This is a genomic window from Enterobacter cloacae complex sp. IR5418, assembly GCF_049238105.1.
GTDB lineage: Bacteria > Pseudomonadota > Gammaproteobacteria > Enterobacterales > Enterobacteriaceae > Enterobacter > Enterobacter hormaechei.
This window is the reverse complement of sequence record NZ_JBMKHS010000024.1, coordinates 19817-36987: the sequence shown is the minus strand read 5'-3', so window position 1 is coordinate 36987 and position 17171 is coordinate 19817. Positions and strand designations below refer to the sequence as shown.

At 55.9% G+C, this 17171-nt stretch carries 18 protein-coding genes; 8 read left to right on the top strand and 10 right to left on the bottom strand.

Translation table 11 applies throughout. The annotated features are described in order from the left end of the window. Positions 1-63: 63 nt before the first annotated feature. Positions 64-303: a septal ring assembly protein ZapB gene (gene zapB / locus ACOTX7_RS17295; protein WP_006808668.1), complete on the bottom strand. Its 240-nt coding sequence runs from the start codon at positions 301-303 to the stop codon at positions 64-66. Positions 304-702: 399 nt separating this feature from the next. Here zapB and ACOTX7_RS17290 point away from each other — a divergent pair, with 399 nt between their 5' ends. From ACOTX7_RS17290 to fpr, 4 genes are all read left to right on the top strand, one after another. Next, a complete protein-coding gene (locus ACOTX7_RS17290) occupies positions 703-1548 on the top strand; it encodes an MIP/aquaporin family protein (protein WP_221256660.1) in 846 nt (281 codons plus the stop codon). 21 nt (positions 1549-1569) lie between these two features. Beyond that, positions 1570-3078 (top strand): glycerol kinase GlpK, encoded by a 1509-nt coding sequence (glpK, locus tag ACOTX7_RS17285; RefSeq protein WP_006808669.1) that lies wholly within the window; start codon positions 1570-1572, stop codon positions 3076-3078. Positions 3079-3243: 165 nt separating this feature from the next. Beyond that, the gene (glpX, locus tag ACOTX7_RS17280; protein ID WP_015569942.1) at positions 3244-4254 is read left to right on the top strand and encodes a class II fructose-bisphosphatase; all 1011 of its coding nucleotides are present in this window, start codon (positions 3244-3246) and stop codon (positions 4252-4254) included. Positions 4255-4350: 96 nt separating this feature from the next. Then, a complete protein-coding gene (gene fpr / locus ACOTX7_RS17275; protein WP_221256661.1) occupies positions 4351-5097 on the top strand; it encodes a ferredoxin--NADP(+) reductase in 747 nt (248 codons plus the stop codon). Here the strand turns inward: fpr and ACOTX7_RS17270 are convergent, their stop codons facing one another. Next, positions 5098-5517 (bottom strand): DUF805 domain-containing protein, encoded by a 420-nt coding sequence (locus tag ACOTX7_RS17270; protein ID WP_006808672.1) that lies wholly within the window; start codon positions 5515-5517, stop codon positions 5098-5100. Positions 5518-5629: 112 nt separating this feature from the next. Between ACOTX7_RS17270 and ACOTX7_RS17265 the strand changes: the two genes are divergently transcribed. Then, entirely contained in the window at positions 5630-6226 is a 597-nt protein-coding gene (locus tag ACOTX7_RS17265; RefSeq protein WP_032673465.1) for a DUF1454 family protein, read from the top strand. 111 nt (positions 6227-6337) lie between these two features. Beyond that, positions 6338-7105, top strand: a complete 768-nt coding sequence (gene tpiA, locus ACOTX7_RS17260) for a triose-phosphate isomerase (RefSeq protein WP_006808674.1) — start codon at positions 6338-6340, stop codon at positions 7103-7105. A 47-nt stretch (positions 7106-7152) separates the two neighbouring features. On the opposite strand, the gene ACOTX7_RS17255 is transcribed toward tpiA, so the two are convergent. From ACOTX7_RS17255 to cpxP, 6 genes are all read right to left on the bottom strand, one after another. Next, positions 7153-8457, bottom strand: coding sequence for an SLC13 family permease (locus ACOTX7_RS17255; RefSeq protein WP_221813607.1), 1305 nt, complete (start codon positions 8455-8457; stop codon positions 7153-7155). A gap of 73 nt (positions 8458-8530) precedes the next feature. Continuing rightward, complete coding sequence (locus tag ACOTX7_RS17250) at positions 8531-9274, bottom strand: CDP-diacylglycerol diphosphatase (protein ID WP_221256663.1); 744 nt, start codon at positions 9272-9274, stop codon at positions 8531-8533. 111 nt (positions 9275-9385) lie between these two features. Continuing rightward, positions 9386-10375 carry a sulfate ABC transporter substrate-binding protein gene (locus ACOTX7_RS17245; protein WP_221256664.1) on the bottom strand — a complete coding sequence of 330 codons (990 nt, stop codon included), beginning with the start codon at positions 10373-10375 and terminating at the stop codon, positions 9386-9388. A gap of 208 nt (positions 10376-10583) precedes the next feature. Further along, on the bottom strand, positions 10584-11546 hold the full coding sequence (gene pfkA, locus ACOTX7_RS17240) for a 6-phosphofructokinase (RefSeq protein WP_003862009.1): 963 nt from the start codon (positions 11544-11546) through the stop codon (positions 10584-10586). Between the two features lie 184 nt (positions 11547-11730). After that, the gene (fieF, locus tag ACOTX7_RS17235; protein WP_047354385.1) at positions 11731-12615 is read right to left on the bottom strand and encodes a CDF family cation-efflux transporter FieF; all 885 of its coding nucleotides are present in this window, start codon (positions 12613-12615) and stop codon (positions 11731-11733) included. A 153-nt stretch (positions 12616-12768) separates the two neighbouring features. Beyond that, on the bottom strand, positions 12769-13275 hold the full coding sequence (gene cpxP, locus ACOTX7_RS17230) for a cell-envelope stress modulator CpxP (RefSeq protein WP_006808687.1): 507 nt from the start codon (positions 13273-13275) through the stop codon (positions 12769-12771). Positions 13276-13425: 150 nt separating this feature from the next. On the opposite strand from cpxP, the gene cpxR reads away from it, so the two are divergent. Both cpxR and cpxA read left to right on the top strand, forming a co-directional pair. After that, positions 13426-14124, top strand: a complete 699-nt coding sequence (cpxR, locus tag ACOTX7_RS17225; RefSeq protein ID WP_006808688.1) for an envelope stress response regulator transcription factor CpxR — start codon at positions 13426-13428, stop codon at positions 14122-14124. Further along, positions 14121-15494 carry an envelope stress sensor histidine kinase CpxA gene (gene cpxA, locus ACOTX7_RS17220; RefSeq protein ID WP_221256665.1) on the top strand — a complete coding sequence of 458 codons (1374 nt, stop codon included), beginning with the start codon at positions 14121-14123 and terminating at the stop codon, positions 15492-15494. Before cpxR ends, cpxA begins: the two co-directional genes overlap by 4 nt. Positions 15495-15581: 87 nt before the next feature. Here the strand turns inward: cpxA and yiiM are convergent, their stop codons facing one another. Continuing rightward, positions 15582-16256, bottom strand: coding sequence for a 6-hydroxyaminopurine reductase (gene yiiM / locus ACOTX7_RS17215; RefSeq protein WP_221813608.1), 675 nt, complete (start codon positions 16254-16256; stop codon positions 15582-15584). A gap of 66 nt (positions 16257-16322) precedes the next feature. Further along, a complete protein-coding gene (gene sodA, locus ACOTX7_RS17210) occupies positions 16323-16943 on the bottom strand; it encodes a superoxide dismutase [Mn] (RefSeq protein WP_003861999.1) in 621 nt (206 codons plus the stop codon). Positions 16944-17171 lie beyond the last annotated feature (228 nt).

Sequence of the window (17171 nt, the reverse complement as noted above, 5' to 3'; positions counted from 1 at the left end):
CCATAAAAAAGCCGGGTGGCGGCTTCGCCTTACCCGGCCTGTTCAGTGCAATTCCAGTCGGAATTAAACCTCTTCCATACGTCCCAGCAGCGCCTGCAAGCGTTCCTGCCAGCCATTCTGCTGTTCGCGCAGCTGGTTGTTTTCGCGCTCCAGCTCTTCACGGCCATGCTGAGCGTTCTGAACTTCCTGAGACAGGGAGTTGTTCTTCTCTTTCAGCTCTTCAATTTCCATTTGCAGCAGCGTGATGGTGTCAATCGCCTGCTGTACTTTCGATTCCAGTTTCTCAAACACTTCTAAAGACATGATCCTACCTCTCCTGAATTGCAAGGCGACGCTTTAACGTAAACGCGCACAACATATGTTCCGATTGTATGGAGCGCCGTCGCCCCTGTCCAGCGGCATGCCACGCAGATCGCGGTTTGCAACACTTTTCGGCCTCGTCCTGGTGCGTTCGCCGCATATACCCCTAAGTTGTTAACCCATAAGTTAAAGAAATGATTCGGCTCATAATCATTACCTGATGCAAAAACGCGCTTTATGGCGCGAAAACGCTCATTTTATTGACGCAGACCACACATTTTGAGTTCGATATTTCTCGTTTGTGCTCGTTAACGATAAATTAACACTATGTCTACAGGACATTGTGACTGTCACGGGCGGTCACGCAAACAATAAACATTACTCTTTTGCAGGATTCCGATTATGAGTCAGACATCAACCTTAAAAGGCCAGTGCATTGCCGAGTTCCTGGGTACCGGGTTGTTGATATTCTTCGGAGTAGGCTGTGTCGCTGCACTGAAAGTGGCGGGTGCCAGTTTTGGTCAGTGGGAAATCAGTATTATCTGGGGTCTGGGCGTGGCGATGGCCATCTACCTGACCGCAGGGGTTTCCGGCGCACATCTTAACCCGGCGGTGACCATCGCGTTGTGGCTGTTCGCGTGCTTTGACGGACGCAAAGTGGTTCCTTTCATCATTTCGCAATTTGCCGGCGCCTTTTGCGCAGCGGCGTTAGTTTACGGGCTTTATTACAATCTTTTCATCGACTTCGAACAGACGCATCATATGGTGCGTGGCAGTGTTGAAAGTCTGGATCTGGCAGGCATTTTCTCAACGTATCCGAATCCACATATCAATTTTGTGCAGGCGTTCGCGGTTGAAATGGTGATTACCGCTATTCTGATGGGCGTCATTATGGCGCTGGGCGACGACGGAAACGGCATTCCGCGCGGCCCGCTGGCACCACTTTTGATTGGCCTTCTGATTGCGGTGATCGGCGCATCCATGGGCCCGCTGACCGGCTTTGCGATAAATCCGGCGCGTGACCTGGGTCCAAAAACCTTCGCCTTCTTTGCGGGATGGGGCGATGTCGCCTTCACGGGTGGCAAAGACATTCCTTACTTCCTGGTTCCGCTGTTCGGGCCAATCGTAGGGGCGGCGCTGGGCGCATTCGGCTATCGCAAATTAATTGGTCGCCACTTACCGTGCGACACCTGTGTGGAAGAGGAAAAAGAGACGACTTCCACCACACAACAAAAAGCTTCGCTGTAATCTGACTACGGGACACATACCATGACCGAAAAAAAATATATCGTTGCGCTCGACCAGGGCACCACCAGCTCCCGCGCTGTCGTAATGGATCATGACGCGAACATTGTCAGCGTGTCTCAACGCGAATTTGAGCAAATTTATCCGCGTCCAGGCTGGGTTGAACACGACCCGATGGAGATCTGGGCATCACAAAGCTCCACGCTGGTAGAAGTGCTGGCGAAAGCCGACATCAGTTCTGACCAGATTGCCGCTATCGGTATCACCAACCAGCGTGAAACCACCGTGGTCTGGGAGCGCGAAACCGGTAAGCCCATCTACAACGCCATTGTCTGGCAGTGCCGCCGTACGTCAGAGATCTGCGAACAGCTGAAGCGCGAAGGGATGGAAGAGTACGTGCGAAGCGCCACCGGCCTGGTGGTTGACCCCTATTTCTCCGGCACCAAAGTGAAGTGGATCCTCGACCACGTGGAAGGTTCACGCGAGCGCGCACGACGCGGTGAGCTGCTGTTCGGCACCGTCGATACCTGGCTTATCTGGAAGATGACTCAGGGACGCGTCCACGTCACCGACTACACCAACGCCTCGCGGACCATGCTGTTCAACATCAACACCCTGGAGTGGGATGACAAGATGCTGGACGCGCTGGACATTCCGCGCGCGATGCTGCCAGAAGTCCGTAAGTCTTCAGAAGTGTACGGCCAGACCAACATTGGCGGTAAAGGCGGCACGCGTATTCCTATCGCCGGTATCGCCGGTGACCAGCAGGCGGCCCTGTTCGGCCAACTGTGCGTTAAAGAAGGGATGGCGAAAAACACCTACGGTACCGGCTGCTTTATGCTGATGAACACCGGCGAGAAAGCGGTGAAATCAGAAAACGGTCTGCTGACCACCATCGCCTGCGGCCCGCGTGGCGAAGTGAACTATGCCCTGGAAGGCGCGGTATTCATGGCGGGTGCCTCCATTCAGTGGCTGCGCGACGAGATGAAGCTGATCAGCGACGCGTTTGACTCCGAGTACTTCGCGACCAAAGTGAAAGACACCAACGGCGTGTACGTGGTGCCAGCGTTCACCGGTCTGGGCGCACCGTACTGGGACCCGTATGCCCGCGGCGCGATTTTCGGCCTGACGCGCGGTGTAAACTCAAACCACATCATTCGCGCGACGCTGGAATCCATCGCCTACCAGACGCGCGACGTGCTGGAAGCGATGCAGGCTGACTCCGGTATTCGTCTGCACGCCCTGCGCGTGGACGGCGGCGCGGTAGCCAACAACTTCCTGATGCAGTTCCAGTCCGACATTCTGGGCACCCGCGTTGAGCGTCCTGAGGTGCGAGAAGTGACGGCGCTGGGCGCAGCGTATCTGGCAGGGCTGGCGGTTGGCTTCTGGCAAAACCTCGACGAGCTTCAGGAAAAAGCGGTAATCGAACGCGAATTCCGTCCTGGCATCGAAACCACCGAGCGCAACTACCGCTACAGCGGCTGGAAGAAAGCGGTGAAACGTGCCCTGGCGTGGGAAGAGCACGACGAGTAAGACAAAACGCCTCCCCCTCACCCCGGCCCTCTCCCCAAAGGGGAGAGGGTGTTTTTAGTCCCCTCGCCCCTTTGGGGAGAGGGTTAGGGTGAGGGGAGTACAGACCGCACCCTCCCCACTCTGTGATAAACTTCGTGCAATTCCTTTTGATTGTACGAGTCCCTCATGAAACGTGAACTTGCTATCGAATTTTCCCGCGTCACCGAAGCTGCCGCCCTCGCAGGCTATAAGTGGCTGGGCCGTGGCGACAAAAATACCGCCGACGGCGCAGCCGTCCACGCCATGCGCATTGTGCTTAATCAGGTCAATATCGATGGCACTATCGTCATTGGCGAAGGCGAAATCGACGAAGCGCCGATGCTCTATATCGGTGAAAAAGTCGGGACGGGCAAAGGCGATGCGGTAGATATCGCGGTCGACCCGATTGAAGGCACGCGCATGACGGCGATGGGCCAGGCCAACGCGCTGGCGGTGCTGGCAGTGGGCGATAAGGGCTGCTTCCTCAACGCGCCCGATATGTACATGGAAAAACTGATTGTCGGCCCTGGCGCAAAAGGCGCTATCGACCTTAGCCTGCCGCTGGACGCCAATCTGCGCAATATCGCGGCTGCGCTGGGCAAAGCGCTCAGCGAACTCACCGTCACCATTCTGGCAAAACCGCGCCACGACGCCACCATCGCGTACCTGCAAGCACTCGGCGTACGCGTGTTTGCTATCCCTGATGGTGACGTTGCCGCGTCTATTCTGACCTGCATGCCGGACAGCGAAGTCGACGTGCTTTACGGCATCGGCGGTGCGCCGGAAGGGGTGGTCTCTGCGGCAGTGATCCGCGCGCTGGACGGCGATATGCAGGCGCGTCTGCTGCCACGCCATGAGGTCAAAGGCGACAGCGACGAGAACCTTCGCATTGGTGCAGACGAACTGGCGCGCTGCGCGGCGATGGGTATCGAGGCCAATAAAGTGCTCGCGCTGAACGAGATGGCCCGCAGCGATAACGTGGTCTTCTCCGCAACCGGCATCACCAAAGGCGATCTGCTGGACGGCATCACCCGCAAAGGCAACATGGCTACCACTGAAACCCTGCTGATCCGCGGTAAATCCCGCACCATTCGCCGCATTAAGTCCATTCACTATCTCGATCGTAAAGATCCGGACGTACAGACGCACATTCTGTAAAACCGTTTGATCGATTGAGCTTTCCGGCCCGAATGGGCTGGAAATGTTTCCCACAAGTACGGAAGATAGAAGAGAGAAACAGCACAGGAGAAGATCATGGCGGACTGGGTAACAGGTAAAGTCACAAAGGTACAGTTCTGGACCGATGCGCTATTTAGCCTCACGCTGCATGCTCCCGTTCATCCGTTTACTGCCGGGCAGTTTGCCAAGCTCGGGCTGGATATCGACGGTGAACGCGTACAGCGCGCCTACTCTTACGTTAATGCGCCTGATAACCCGGACCTCGAGTTCTATCTGGTCACCGTCCCGGACGGTAAGCTCAGCCCGCGCCTTGCCGCGCTGAAACCGGGCGATGACGTGCAGATTGTCTCCGACGCGGCGGGGTTCTTCGTGCTGGATGAAATCCCGGACTGCGAAACGCTCTGGATGCTGGCGACCGGTACGGCCATCGGCCCGTATCTCTCTATTCTGCAATACGGCAAAGACCTGGAGCGCTTTAAAAATATCGTACTGGTTCATGCCGCGCGCTACGCCGCAGACCTGAGCTATTTGCCGCAGATGCAGGCGCTGGAACAGCGGTATAGCGGGAAGTTAAAAATTCAGACGGTAGTCAGCCGCGAAAACGCAGCTGGCTCGTTAACCGGACGCGTTCCGGCATTGATTGAAAGCGGCGCGCTGGAAGAGGCGGTAGGTTTACCGATGAACACCGAAACCAGCCATGTGATGCTGTGCGGTAACCCGCAGATGGTACGCGATACGCAGCAGTTGCTGAAGGATACCCGGCAGATGACGAAGCACCTTCGCCGTCGGCCGGGCCATATGACCGCCGAACACTACTGGTGATCACCGGTACTTTACCTCAAGGGTATCTTTTCCGTATTTGTTCTCGCTCTGGGTGCCGATAAACGCGCCCAGTTCGACAACCATCATCACAAAGATCACCGTCGGCAGCAGCCTGCCCACCACCCACGGGAGGATTGAGGGCAGCATTGACCAGTTCCCCGCCACCAGCATCCACGCCAGAATAATCAGGAAAGCCCATGCGCCGGAGCGGCCACGATCGTGCAGACGTTTCACCACCACGGCGGCGGTTGGCCACAGTAAACAGACCAGCGCAAATGCCGCGGTTTGTGTGCTCAGCCATGCGTTGTAAGCAACAAAAAACAGAAGCAGCATGGCGACAACCCACGTTGCAATCCAGATCCAGAAGTCGCGGCGTCCAATACGCCCTTTGAATGAAAACAGCCACTGCTGTATGGTCATGTAAGGTTCCTTATTATTGTTTAGCCCGCATTTTACCCTGGAGTTGTGACCTTTTGACAAGCCGACCAGATATCGTTTTAATCATGGGCAATGACGGCCAGGGGCAAAGTTGATGAAAAGTTCGGCACACTCTCTTTATTTGTGTTTAGCGATGCTGAGCGCCAGTTTTCCCCTGTACGCCGCGGAAACGGCTTCCCCGGTTACCGCCCCCTATCTTCTGGCGGGTGCCCCCTCTTTCGATCAATCTATCAGCCAGTTCCGCGAAGCTTTCAACAAAGAAAACCCCTCGCTTCCACTGGGCGAGTTCCGTGCGATTGACAGCGCCCGCGATACGCCGACCCTGACCCGCGCGGCCAGCAAAATTAACGAAAATCTGTATGCCTCTACCGCCCTTGAGCGCGGAACGTTAAAAATCAAAAGCATGCAGATCACCTGGTTGCCGATTCAGGGGCCAGAGCAGAAAGCGGCGAAAGCGAAAGCGCTGGAGTATATGAGCGCAATTCTGCGCGCCTTTACCCCCACCTTCACAAAAGCGCAAAGCCAGCAGAAACTGCAAAAACTGCTTACCGCCGGGAAAAACAAACGCTATTACGCCGATACGGAAGGCGCCGTTCGCTATGTCGTCGCAGATAACGGCGAAAAGGGGCTGACCTTCGCAGTTGAACCGATTAAGCTGGCTCTATCAGACGCACTCGAGGGGGCGAATTAATGACAAAAAGCAAAGCCTTTCGAGGGAAAATCTCTATACTGATTCACAGACCATGCTGCCCTTAAGGGTGGCCATATTCCTTAATTCGCTTATTGAGCGTGGAGAATTGAAATGCGACATCCTTTAGTGATGGGTAACTGGAAACTGAACGGCAGCCGCCACATGGTAAACGAACTGGTTGCTAACCTGCGTAAAGAGCTGGCTGGCGTGACCGGCTGCGCGGTTGCTATCGCTCCGCCGGATATGTACCTGGATCTGGCTAAACGTGCCGCTGACGGCAGCCACATCGTACTGGGCGCGCAGAACGTTGACGTTAACCTGTCCGGCGCATTCACCGGTGAAACTTCCGCTGAAATGCTGAAAGATATCGGCGCGAAATACATCATCATCGGCCACTCTGAGCGTCGCACCTACCACAAAGAATCTGACGAGTTCATCGCGAAGAAATTCGCCGTGCTGAAAGAGCAGGGTCTGATCCCGGTTCTGTGCATCGGTGAAACCGAAGCGGAAAACGAAGCGGGCAAAACTGAAGAAGTGTGCGCACGTCAGATCGACGCTGTGCTGAAAACCCAGGGCGCGGCAGCGTTCGAAGGTGCGGTTATCGCTTACGAGCCAGTCTGGGCGATCGGTACCGGCAAATCTGCAACCCCTGCGCAGGCACAGGCGGTGCACAAGTTCATTCGTGACCACATTGCGAAAGCAGACGCGAAAGTGGCTGAGCAGGTCATCATCCAGTACGGCGGTTCCGTTAACGCATCAAACGCAGCTGAACTGTTCACCCAGCCAGACATCGATGGCGCGCTGGTTGGCGGTGCATCACTGAAAGCGGACGCTTTCGCGGTGATCGTTAAAGCGGCAGAAGCGGCTAAGCAGGCGTAATTGCCTTTGTGGCGGGTGGCGCTTCGCTAACCCGCCCTACAAAACCCCTACAACTTACCTAACACGCTAAACCACAGATAATCCAGCGGCAGTAGCACTAAATATGTCGCTATCGCCAGCGCCAGACAGAGCAGCATCCCCGCCTTCGCAGGCACCTTCCCTAGCCCCATCGCTACCACAATCGGCGACGCCTGATACGGCAGCAGCGGCGTGGAATAGCCCAGCACCTGAATCATGATCACCGACAGCAGCGGGAAACCGGTCGCGTCCGCGAAGCTCTGCGCCAGCGTGGTGTACAGTGCCGGAACGCCGTTGGCGGTCATAATGAAGTTAAGCGCCGTGGTGATCCCGGTCAGCGCCAGGAAGCTGGTAAACGGTCGGTCTGCATCCAGCGGCATGATACGCAGCAACGCCTCGCCTACGGCCGCACCGATACCGGTTTGCGTCACCACGATCGCCAGCCCGAGAATACCCGCGACGTAAATACAGGTGCGCATGTTCACTCCCGCCGAGAACTCCTCACCGGTGATAAAACCGATGCGCGGGAGCATGACGATGACCGAGGCCGCCAGCCCCGTCCACGCTGGCCCCACGCCGTGCCAGCTCTCCGTCACCCACATCATCAACACCACCGCCAGCAGCCAGGCAAGACGCTTTTCATCCCGCCCCATGGGTTCAGAGGGCGTCAGATCCTTCGGTGGTTTTGGGCTGCCGGGGAACAGCCAGCAGATCAGGCCAATCAAAATCAGGCCTTTGAGAATACCCAGCCCCGGCGTGTGCAGCAGCAGATACGGGACATAGTTCAGATGAATGCCGTACGAGCCTTCCGCCGCACCGCTCATCACCAGGTTAGGGACGTTTGCTGGCAGGATAGTCGCCGAAAGCTGGAAGGTGCCAAACCCGACGGCCAGCGCAAGGCCGAACCAGGCGCGGGAGCCGTCGGCAATACCGGCGCGTTTTGCCATCGCCGCGACAATGGGCATCAGCAGCGCAATGCGTCCCATATTTGATGGCATCACAAACGCCAGCGCGTAGCTGAGCAATACTACGCTCGCCACCATCATCACCCAGGAGTCGGTAAGCTTTGCCGACAGCGCCCGGGCGGCCCTGTCCGCCAGCCCGGTTTTACGGATCGCCACGCCGAGCACAAAGCCGCTGAACACCAGCCAGAAAGCCGACGAGGCAAAACCGCCGAAAATCACCTCCGGCGGGGCGATTCTGGCGGTCATCGCTGCCGTGAAAAACAGCAGCGCAGTGATAAATTCCGGCAACAGCGATGTCGCCCACAGCACAATGGTGACGCCAACGATCAGCGAGGGAAGCAGCAGAGGATGCGTTAACCAGAGCGACATACCTGTCTCCTGTAGAATTTTTCAGCAAGTCTACGGCGACAGGCAGGGCGAGTAAACGCTATTTATGGTGGGGTCACTTCAGGATATCGCATTGATGATCCTGCAATTCCTCAGCCGACGCGCGGTTAAAGGTCAGCAGGTTACGCTCTGTCGCCAGCAATACAAACGAGCCATCCGACTGCTGGGCCATCGCCAGCGCGAAGCGTCCCATATGGTCGCGCGCTTCCGGCAGCTCTTCCGCCAGCATCATAAACGGGCTGCGCTGCACCAGTTCGTTCTCCGTCACCCGACGGGCAAGGTATTCATGCCCTTCCAGCCCGTCCGGAAGCGGTAGCCACTGGGTGCTGATTTGCCCCTGCGCCGCGTTCAGCTTCTCGCGCACGTCCGGGCGCAGGCAGGAGATGTGGATATGAAAATGGTTTTGCGTGCGCCCGGTCGGGGAGTTAATGGTCAGCGAAATGGCGCTGTCAGGCACGTCGGCCCCCCGTTTCATGCTCATAAAATGACGTGACTGCCATGCCAGCCAGAAGAAGTTCGGTGTCTGAGGCTCCGTCAACAGCGGGCTTTCGGTGCCGTTAATCCGGTACGTGGGCATCAGGAGGTATTGCAGCGGCCCGTTGCGGTCTTTAAACACCACGTAGCCCGCATCCGGCTTCACCTGCGCACACGGCGCCGGGTTACGGTTATGCAGCTGGTTGGGCACACACTGGTCGAGAACGATATGACGCAACGCATTCGGATTACCCGCTTTCATCCAGTACACGCCGCCTGCGGCAAGGGCGAGAACAATCAGGATCAGTACGATAATTTTTTTCACAACGCGTTCCCTGTTTTCAATAGAGGCAAAAGAGTAACGCAAAATGATGACCAAATAAAAAAACCGGCGGATTTCTCACACCGGGTTACCGTGTCGTTCTTTGTGAAACGGTTAGCGCTTACTGATCTGGTCGAAGGTGCCGCCGTTAGAGAAGTGCTCTTTCTGCGCTTTGGTCCAGCCGCCAAAAACCTCATCGATAGTGAACAGCTTCAGTTTCGGGAAGGCGTTTTCGTATTTCTTCGCGACGGCCTCATCGCGCGGGCGATAGTAGTTTTTCGCCGCAATTTCCTGTCCTTCCGGTGAGTAAAGGTACTTCAGGTAGGCTTCCGCCACCGCTTTGGTCCCTTTCTTATCAACGACCTTATCGACCACGGAGACGGTCGGCTCAGCGAGGATCGATTCGCTCGGGGTCACGATCTCGAACTTGTCTTTACCCAGCTCGTGGGTCGCCAGCAGGGCTTCGTTTTCCCAGGCGATCAGCACGTCGCCGATGCCACGCTCAACGAAGGTGTTGGTTGCGCCGCGCGCGCCGGAATCGAGCACTTCAACGTTTTTAAACAGCGCCTTGACGAATTCCTGGGCTTTGGCCTGATCGCCGTTATTGTGGTGCAGCGCGTAGCCCCAGGCTGCCAGGTAGTTCCAGCGTGCGCCGCCGGAGCTTTTCGGATTCGGCGTGATGACAGACACGCCCGGCTTAATCAGGTCGTTCCAGTCTTTTATCTGTTTCGGGTTGCCTTTACGCACCAGGAAGACGATGGTCGAGGTGTAGGGCGCGGAGTTGTCCGGCAGGCGTTTGATCCAGTTTTTATCGATACGGCCACGTTCGGCAATCGCGTCTACGTCATAGGCCAGCGCCAGGGTAACCACATCGGCTTCAATGCCGTTGATTACCGATGTCGCCTGCTTACCGGAGCCGCCATGAGACTGGCGAACCACCACATTGTCGCCGGTTTCCTGTTTCCAGTGCGCCGCGAAAGCTTTGTTGTACTGGTCGTACAGTTCACGCGTCGGGTCGTACGACACGTTCAGTAGCTGAATGTCCTTTGCCAGCACGCTGGTCGATGCCAGCAATAATGTTAACCCCACGCCCCATTTGTTCATCGCCCGGCTCTCTTATGCAGTGTTTTGATGAATGCAGCGTGCCAGAAAGCGTATCGATGATTAAAGAATAAAAAAAGATTGGCTATAACGTGGAGGAATAAAAAATGTGTGGGCGCAAAAAAGCCGGGTGGCGGCTACGCCTTACCCGGCCTACGATCCGTGCTTTTGTAGGCCCGGTAAGCGCAGCGCCACCGGGCAACAGAACCAATCAGTACAGTTTTTTCGCGCAGTCCAGCCAGTCACCTTTGAACGGACGCTTCATGTTTTCAATGGCGTCGATGATGTCATGGTGAACCAGTTTCTCGTTCTGAATACCGACGCAGCGGCCGCCGTGGCCCTGAAGCAGCAGCTCGATTGCGTACGCACCCATGCGGGACGCCAAAATACGGTCGTACGGACCCGGGGATCCGCCACGCTGAATGTGGCCCAGAACGGTCGCGCGGGTTTCGCGTTTGGTTTCGGTTTCGATGTACTTCGCCAGCTCGTCAACGTCACAGATGTGCTCGGTGATCGCGACAATGGCGTGTTTCTTACCTTTCGCGATACCGGCTTTGATTTCAGCGACCAGATCTTCACGGCTGAATTCCACTTCCGGCACTACCACGAACTCACAGCCACCGGCAATGGCCGCCGCCAGAGTCAGGTCTCCGCAGTAACGGCCCATAACTTCAACAATGGAAATACGTTGGTGAGAGGAAGAGGTGTCACGCAGGCGGTCAATCGCCTCCACAACGGTACCCAGCGCGGTGAAGTAACCGATGGTGTAGTCGGTGCCTTTGATGTCGTTGTCGATGGTGCCAGGCAAGCCGATGCACGGGAAGCCCATTTCAGTCAGACGTTTTGCACCCATGTACGAGCCGTCACCGCCGATAACCACCAGCGCGTCCAGGCCGCGTTTTTTCATGTTTTCGATAGCCACTTCTCGGATGTGTTCGTCACGGAATTCCGGGAAGCGCGCAGAACCAAGGAAAGTACCGCCACGGTTGATCATGTCAGACACGCTGTAGCGGTCGAGCTGAACCATGCGGTCTTCATACAGACCCAGGTAACCGTCATAGATACCAAAAACTTCCAGGCCTTCCGTCAGCGCTGCACGGACAACCCCACGGATTGCCGCGTTCATGCCCGGCGCATCACCGCCGCTTGTCAACACACCGATTTTCTTAATCATGACTACCTCTGAACTTAGGAATGCAAAATTGAAATCTGCTGCCGGAAGAAACTGTTCAACCGTCGAATACTGCAAATAGTATATCAATCCCTTCCAGCTGAATTGATTCAGGTCAGGCCATATGGTGGTAATTTATCCACAAAATGCTGGTCTGGCTCACTTTTTTACAACGAATTACGAAAGCTCAAAACGCCCTGGGTACGACAGAGCACGGATCCTGGTGAATAATGACGTCTGACCCAGGGAAACGCTGCAAAATCGCCTGCTCCACCTGTTCAGCTATCAGATGCGCCTGAACCAGTGGCAGGTTGTCTTCCATTTCCAAATGAATCTGAATAAAGCGGGTCGGCCCTGACTGCCGCGTACGAAGATCGTGAGCACCACTGACGCCAGGCCAGGAGGTCACGAGGGTATAAATTTCATCACGTTCTGCGTCCGGAAGCGCACGGTCAAGAAGCGACTGCACCGCGTCATAACCCATCCGCAACGCGCTGTATAAAATATAGATCCCTATCCCTAACGCAAACAACGCATCGGCCCGATGCCAGCCATACCAGGCCAGACCGAGCGCAATAAGAATAGCCCCATTCATCATAACATCAGACTGATAATGAAGCATATCGGCCCGTACAGCCTGGCTTTGTGTTTTGCGTACGACCCAGCGCTGGAACGTTACAAGAACAAGTGTGCTTATAAGTGCAACTACCGTTACGACCACGCCAACGCCCGGATCGTTCATCGGCGAAGGCGAAATAAGGTGCTGAATGCCGGTCAGAAACAGGAACAGCGCGGAGCCTGAAATAAACATGCTTTGCGCCAGCGCGGCCAGCGATTCCGCTTTGCCGTGGCCAAACGTATGTTCTTCATCCGCCGGTTGCAGCGAGTAGCGCACCACCAGCAGGTTCGTCAGCGAGGCGGCAATATCCACTAATGAGTCCACCAGCGCCGCCAGAATACTGACCGAGCCGGTGTACCACCACGCGAAAATTTTAATGATCAGCAAACACGACGCCATTACCGTCGCGGCTATTGCGGCCCGGCTTACCAGCCGTCCATAGGATTGATTCATAAACACTCCTGTCATGCCATGGCGCTAGTATAACGGATGGTGGTGGAGTGAAAGGATGAATAAAGCGTTAACAAACCTGAACGATAGGCAAAAAAAACCCCCACATCATGTGGGGGAAGACAGGGATGGTGTCTATGGCAAGGAAAACAGGGTTTACTGGTTACTACGGGTACTGCTATTGCTACTGAAAAGCGTCATATCTGAGCTTCGCTGCATCCGTGCAACCTCACGCAACTGGTTCATACGTTGCTGATGTTTGGTATTCAAAACCGCTTGCTGCTCGGGCGTTAGCAGGTGGAACATCTGGTTGCGGACCTTCGCCATCTCTACCTGGCGGGCAACCTGTTCCTGCGCCATTTTTTCGGCCTGAGCGCGTACAGCGCTTTCGTCAAAATTTTCTGCGGTGACAAGGCGATGCATTGTCTCCATTTCGCTAACATTAACAGGGGGCTGGTCGTGTCGTGCCCTCTGCATCAGATCTCGCATCTGTTGACGCTGATGTTCGGTTAAACTTATGCCGTCAAACATATGGTTCTGGCTGCTGTGCTGCGTTGCGCCCTCTGCTGAGGAACCGTTATCGCTGATGATAGCTACAGCAGCCTGGCTAAACGCACTGAAGGCCAGCGTTGAGGCCATGACGGCAGCGGTAACTTTGCGCATCACTTGCTCCCAAAATCTTTCGTGTCGCGATTCAACGAGAGACAGTCTACGATTCAGGCTGCAAACATGCGTCAGGGGGTGTAAAACAACGTAAAGTCATGGATTAGATAGCCTTGATGTCGTAATTTCTGCCTCGGAGGTATTTAAACAATGAATAAAATCCTGTTAGTTGATGATGACCGAGAGCTCACATCCCTTTTAAAGGAGTTGCTCGACATGGAAGGTTTCAACGTCCTGGTTGCCCATGATGGGGAACAGGCGCTGACTCTCCTTGACGACAGCATCGATTTACTTTTGCTCGACGTAATGATGCCGAAGAAAAACGGTATTGATACGCTGAAAGAGCTTCGCCAGACACACCAGACCCCCGTTATTATGCTGACCGCACGCGGTAGCGAGCTTGACCGCGTTCTCGGCCTTGAGCTGGGCGCGGATGACTATTTACCTAAGCCGTTCAACGATCGTGAACTGGTGGCCCGTATTCGCGCGATCCTGCGTCGCTCCCACTGGAGTGAGCAGCAGCAGAATACCGACAACAGCTCTCCGACGCTGGAAGTGGACTCCCTGAGCCTGAACCCGGGCCGCCAGGAAGCGAGCTTCGACGGTGAAACGCTGGAACTGACCGGCACCGAGTTCACCCTGCTGTATCTGCTGGCGCAGCATCTCGGCCAGGTCGTGTCGCGTGAACATTTAAGCCAGGAAGTGCTGGGCAAACGCCTTACCCCGTTTGACCGCGCTATCGATATGCACATCTCTAACCTGCGCCGTAAGCTGCCGGAGCGTAAAGACGGTCATCCCTGGTTTAAAACCCTGCGTGGTCGCGGTTATCTGATGGTTTCCGCTTCATGATAGGCAGCTTAACCGCCCGCATCTTCGCCATCTTCTGGCTGACGCTGGCACTGGTTTTAATGCTCGTTTTGATGTTGCCAAAACTCGACTCACGCCAGATGACGGAGCTGCTCGACAGCGAGCAACGTCAGGGCGTGATGATCGAGCAGCACGTGGAAGCGGAGCTGGCAAACGATCCGCCGAACGATTTAATGTGGTGGCGCAGGCTGTTTCGCGCTATCGACAAGTGGGCGCCTCCCGGACAACGTCTTTTGCTGGTGACCAGCGAAGGCCGCGTGATTGGGGCCGATCGCAATGAAATGCAGATTATCCGCAACTTTATTGGCCAGGCGGATAACGCCGATCACCCACAGAAAAAGAAATATGGTCGGGTAGAGATGGTCGGTCCTTTCTCGGTGCGAGATGGGGAAGACAATTACCAGCTCTATCTGATTCGCCCTGCGAGCAGTTCCCAGTCCGACTTCATCAACCTGCTGTTTGACCGTCCGCTTCTGCTGCTGATCGTCACGATGCTGGTCAGTTCCCCGCTGCTGTTATGGCTGGCATGGAGCCTGGCGAAACCGGCGCGTAAGCTGAAAAATGCGGCGGACGAAGTGGCGCAAGGCAACCTAAGGCAGCATCCGGAGCTGGAATCCGGGCCGCAGGAATTCCTGGCCGCCGGAACCAGTTTTAACCAGATGGTAAGCGCGCTGGATCGCATGATGACCGCGCAGCAACGCCTGCTGTCGGACATCTCCCACGAGTTGCGCACCCCGCTCACGCGCCTACAGCTGGGCACCGCCCTGCTGCGCCGCCGCAGCGGTGAGAGCAAAGAGCTGGAGCGTATTGAGACGGAAGCCCATCGGCTGGACAGCATGATCAACGACCTGCTGGTGATGTCGCGCAATCAGCAGAAGAATGCGCTGGTGAGCGAAACGGTGAAAGCCAATCACCTCTGGCATGAGGTGCTGGACAACGCGGCGTTCGAAGCGGAGCAGATGGGCAAATCGCTCACCGTCAACTTCCCGCCTGGCCCGTGGCCGCTCTACGGCAACCCCAACACGCTGGAAAGCGCGCTGGAGAATATTGTGCGTAACGCGCTGCGCTACTCGCACACGAAGATTGAAGTGGCGTTCTCGGTGGATAAAGACGGGATTACCATCATTGTCGATGACGACGGTCCAGGCGTCAGCCCGGAAGATCGCGAGCAGATTTTCCGTCCGTTCTACCGTACCGACGAGGCGCGCGATCGTGAGTCTGGCGGTACGGGGCTGGGTCTGGCGATTGTTGAAACCGCCATGCAGCAGCACCGTGGCTGGGTGAAAGCCGATGACAGCCCGCTGGGCGGGTTGCGGTTAACCCTGTGGCTACCGCTGTATAAGCGTTCGTAAACCCCTCACCCTAACCCTCTCCCCAAAGGGGAGAGGGAACGTAAAACACCCTCGCCCCTTTGGGGAGAGGGCCGGGGTGAGGGGCAGTTATCTCCCCCACAATCTCCGCGAACTGCTCTCGATCTTCCCGCTTATCCGCCGCTTCTGCATCGTTCTGGTCCAGCTGGTGGATAACCCCGCCGCAGACAGCAGGCGGTGAAACTGTTCATCATCAAACGGCATATGCCAGGCAATCGCGCAGGCGTCATACACGGATACCTCACTCAAGCGCGAAGCCAGCTCAAGCGGCGCATCCGCCGAAACCTGTCCCGCCTGCACAACGCGATACAGCCAGCCAGTTTTGCCCGCGTTTTGCAGCTGAGCCGACATATCCTGAATACCGAAATGGTAGTTAAGCTTGAAGCACGGCGAGCGTGGCTGGGTGACCTGAATCAGGGCATCGCCCCAGCGGAAAATATCGCCAATAAAGACGTTCTTTTCCGTCAGCCCTTCCGTTGAGAGATTTTCGCCAAATGCGGGCGCAACAAAGCGTTCCGCCTGTTCAGGGAATTCGGCTTTCCAGTGCTGATAGTGCTCGCGCGGATAGTGGCACAGCGCGCGATCGGGCCCGCCGTGGATTTTCTTTTCAGCCTGCTGGTCACCCGCCAGCCCGAGATCGGTCAACGTCAGCTCACCGTCGACCTGCACTTTGGCGATGGCGCTCGGGCGGCTGCCGTCGTATTCCCTTACCTTGCCTGTAAACACATTCACCGGGTAATGCATCTCTACTCCTTCAGATACAAAAAAAGCGAGTCATCAGACTCGCTTCTCACAGGCGTCAATGCAACCTTATTTTTTAGCGGCGAAACGCGCTGCGGCTTCGTCCCAGTTCACCACATCCCAGAAGGCTTTGATGTAGTCAGGGCGACGGTTCTGGAACTTCAGGTAGTAAGCGTGTTCCCACACGTCCAGACCCAGAATTGGGAAGCCGGATGCGCCAGAGATCGCTTCACCCATCAGCGGGGAGTCCTGGTTCGCAGTAGAAACGACCGCCAGTTTGTCACCTTTCAGCACCAGCCACGCCCAGCCAGAGCCGAAGCGGGTTGCAGCGGCTTTTTCGAATTCCGCTTTGAAGTTGTCAACGGAACCAAAGTCACGCTCGATAGCCGCTTTCAGGTCGCCCTGAAGGGTGGTGCCGGTTTTCAGGCCTTTCCAGAAAAGGCTGTGGTTAGCGTGACCGCCCGCGTTGTTGCGCAGCACGGTTTTCTTGTCTGCTGGCAGCTGGTCCAGTTTGGTGATCAGCTCTTCAACAGGCAGATTAGCGAACTCTGGCAGGCTTTCCAGCGCAGCATTCGCGTTGTTCACATAGGTCTGGTGGTGTTTCGTGTGATGGATTTCCATCGTCTGCTTGTCGAAATGCGGTTCCAGTGCGTCGTAGGCATACGGCAGGGATGGCAGTGTATAACTCATAATCCTCTCCATTATTGTCGGGCGGCACAGCTGTTAATGCCGCGTAAGCAGTTGGTTCATTATAGTTAATTAAATGATATTGAAAATGATTATCAATGCCGTAGTTTTTATAAGGTTATTCGCATTTTGATAAATGACAAAATTGTGAGTCTGCTCACGTGCTTAACGTGCTGATTGCCAACCTGAACAAAAGTGCGGCAACCTTCTGAAGGTTACCAAACCGCCCAA